Genomic DNA, 2928 nt, shown 5'->3' with positions numbered 1-2928 from the left:
GCATCCCAGATCGTCACCTCATCGGGCACGACATAGGGGAACATGGAGATGCCAAGCCCGATCATGCCGAGCAGAAACAGCGCAAGCGTTAGCAGGAACGGCGCGTAATCTCGCCGCAGCTTGAGCGCGCGATACAGCAGGAAGGTGATCAGCGCGACCAGCACCGGCACCTGCGCCGAAAACAGCACATTGGGGAAAGTGAACCAGCGGTCGAAATACTCGGCCTCAAGGAAGGGCGTGTAAAGGCTCACCGCGCCCAGTGCGATCAAGGTTGCCGGGAACAGCTTCCAGCTCATCCGGAAGGCATGGTCCTGCACCGGACCTTCGGTCTTCATGATCAGCCAGGTCGATCCCAGCAAACCATAGCCGATCACCGTGCCAACGCCGGTGAGCAGCGAATAGACGCTCAGCCTGTCGAGCCAGCCGCCGGCATAGGCGCGGCCCTCGACCTCAACCCCCTGCAGCAATGCGCCCAGCGTCACGCCTTGCGCAAAGGCGGCGACAAACGAGCCTGCGGTGAAGGAAAAATCCCAGAACGGCTGGTGTGCCGGATCACGCCAACGCCCCTCGAACGCCACGCCGCGCAGCACCAGCCCCAGCAGCATCGCGATGATCGGCGGATAGATCGCGGGCAGGATGATCGCATAGGCCAGCGGAAACGCGGCGAACAGGCCGCCGCCGCCGAGCACCAACCAAGTCTCGTTGCCATCCCAGACCGGCGCGACGGAGTTCATCGCCTTGTCGCGCTCTGCGCCCTTGCCCAGCGCGGGGAAGATGATGCCGATGCCAAGATCAAACCCGTCCATCACCACATAGGCAAAAACCGCAAATGCGATGATGAACGCCCAGACGATGGTGAGATCGAGGCTCATGCGCCTTCCTCCATCATCGTGCCGCTCTGCCCGCGCCGCGAGCTGTCCGCCGACGCAGGGGTGATGCCCGCGCTGCGCAACGGACCAGATGCTGCAGCCTCCTCCTGGCCGGTCACCGGCTTGCCCATCAGCTTGAGGATGTACAGCGTGCCCGCGCCGAACATGATGAAATAGGTGATGACGAACGCGACCAGCGAGGCCCCGACCGCAGGCGCGGCGAGCGGTGATACGCTGTCTGCCGTCGTCAGCAGGCCGTAGACGGTATAGGGCTGACGGCCAACCTCGGTGGTCACCCATCCGGCGATCACCGCGACAAAGCCCGATGGCCCCATCACGATCGCCGCGCGGTGCAGCCAAGACCAGTCGAACAACTTGCCCCGCACCCGCGCAAGCAGGCTCCACGCGCCCAGCCCGAGCATCGCAAAGCCGATGCCGACCATGATGCGGAACGACCAGAACACCATGCCGACCGGCGGCTGTTCATCTTCAGGGATGGTGTCCAGCCCGTCGAGCGGCGCGTTCAGATCATGCTTGAGTATCAGCGAGGATGCCTTGGGGATTTCGATGGCATAGTCGACGCGCTTTTCGGCGCTGTTGGGGATGCCGAATAGGATCAGCGGCGCGCCATTGGGGTGGCTGTCATAATGCCCCTCCATCGCCATCACCTTGGCGGGCTGATGCTCGAGCGTGTTGAGCCCGTGCATATCGCCCGCGAAAATCTGCAACGGCGCGACGATCGCGGCCATCCACATCGCCATCGAGAACATGCGGCGTGCGCGCAGATCGGTCTTGTTCTTGAGCAGGTGATAGGCCCCCACCGCGCCGACAACGAACGCGGTGGTCAAGTATGCGGCCATCACGGTATGGGCCAACCGATAAGGAAAGCTGGGGTTGAAGATGATGTCGAGCCAGCTGTCGCCGGGTATGAACTGACCGTTGGCGGCGATTTCATAACCCGTGGGGGTCTGCATCCAGCTGTTCACGCTCAATATCCAGAAGGCGGAAATGAACGTGCCAACCGCCACCATCAGCGTTGCGGTGAAGTGCAGCTTGCGCCCGACCTTGTCCATGCCGAACAGCATGACGCCCAGAAAGCCGGCCTCAAGGAAAAACGCGGTGAGCACCTCATAGGCCATCAGTGGCCCGAGGATCGGGCCGGTTTTATCCGAAAACACCGACCAGTTGGTGCCGAACTGGTAGGACATCACGATCCCCGAAACGACGCCCATCGCAAAGGCGATGGCGAAAATCTTGCGCCAGTATTTGAACAGATCGAGATAGGTGTTGTCGTTGGTCTTCAGCCACAGCCCCTCGAGCACCGCCAGGTAGCTGGCAAGACCGATCGAAAAGGCGGGGAAGATGAAGTGGAAGCTCACCGTAAAGGCAAACTGGATACGCGCCAGCAGCAGGGCGTCAAAACCATCGAACATAAGCATCAAGCCCCCGTCTCGATCTGCCCGTCCGCAAAGTGCACGCTCACGCCAGACCGCGCTGCCCCGCCGCAGGTGAACCTTATATACAGCCTAAAGCTATGGCAGCAATGTGACGCACATGCATATGCGTTCCGAAGGGTTGTGTTTGGCACCAGTGCGCTTTTAATCCTCCCCGAGGCAAGATCGGGGAGGAGTGATTTAAAGCTCAAACGTCACACCCTGCGCCAGCGGCAGCGCGCCCGAATAGTTCACCGTGCTGGTCTGGCGGCGCATATAGGCTTTCCAGCTGTCTGACCCCGACTCGCGCCCGCCGCCGGTTTCCTTCTCGCCGCCGAACGCGCCGCCGATTTCTGCGCCCGACGTACCGATGTTGACATTGGCGATGCCGCAGTCGCTGCCTGCGCCCGCGACGAACGCCTCGGCCTCGCGCATGTCGTTGGTGAAGATCGAAGATGACAGGCCCTGTGCCGCCGCGTTGTTGAGCGCGATGGCCTCGGTCAGCGTGTCATATGGCATGACGTAGAGGATCGGCGCAAAGGTCTCGCGCAGCGCCGGCCCGGTTTGCTGCGTCATCTCGACCACGGCGGGGCGGACATACACCCCCTCGCCCGGCCCGGCGATCC

3 protein-coding genes are annotated in these 2928 nt (G+C 62.3%); all 3 read right to left on the bottom strand.

Features of this window, described 5'->3' with window-relative positions; genetic code table 11:
• Positions 1-872: cytochrome d ubiquinol oxidase subunit II (cydB, locus tag ACEW8G_RS03035; RefSeq protein ID WP_373486969.1), on the bottom strand; the 872-nt coding region annotated here is incomplete at its 3' end.
• On the bottom strand, positions 869-2302 hold the full coding sequence (locus tag ACEW8G_RS03030) for a cytochrome ubiquinol oxidase subunit I (protein WP_373486970.1): 1434 nt from the start codon (positions 2300-2302) through the stop codon (positions 869-871). The genes ACEW8G_RS03030 and cydB, both read right to left, overlap by 4 nt.
• Before the next feature lie 201 nt (positions 2303-2503).
• The coding region (locus ACEW8G_RS03025; RefSeq protein WP_373486968.1) for an aldehyde dehydrogenase family protein at positions 2504-2928 on the bottom strand (425 nt) is incomplete at its 5' end.

This window comes from Blastomonas sp. (genome assembly GCF_041747255.1).
GTDB lineage: Bacteria > Pseudomonadota > Alphaproteobacteria > Sphingomonadales > Sphingomonadaceae > Blastomonas.
The sequence above is the reverse complement of the archived record's forward strand: the minus strand, read 5'-3'. Positions and strand labels throughout refer to the sequence as shown.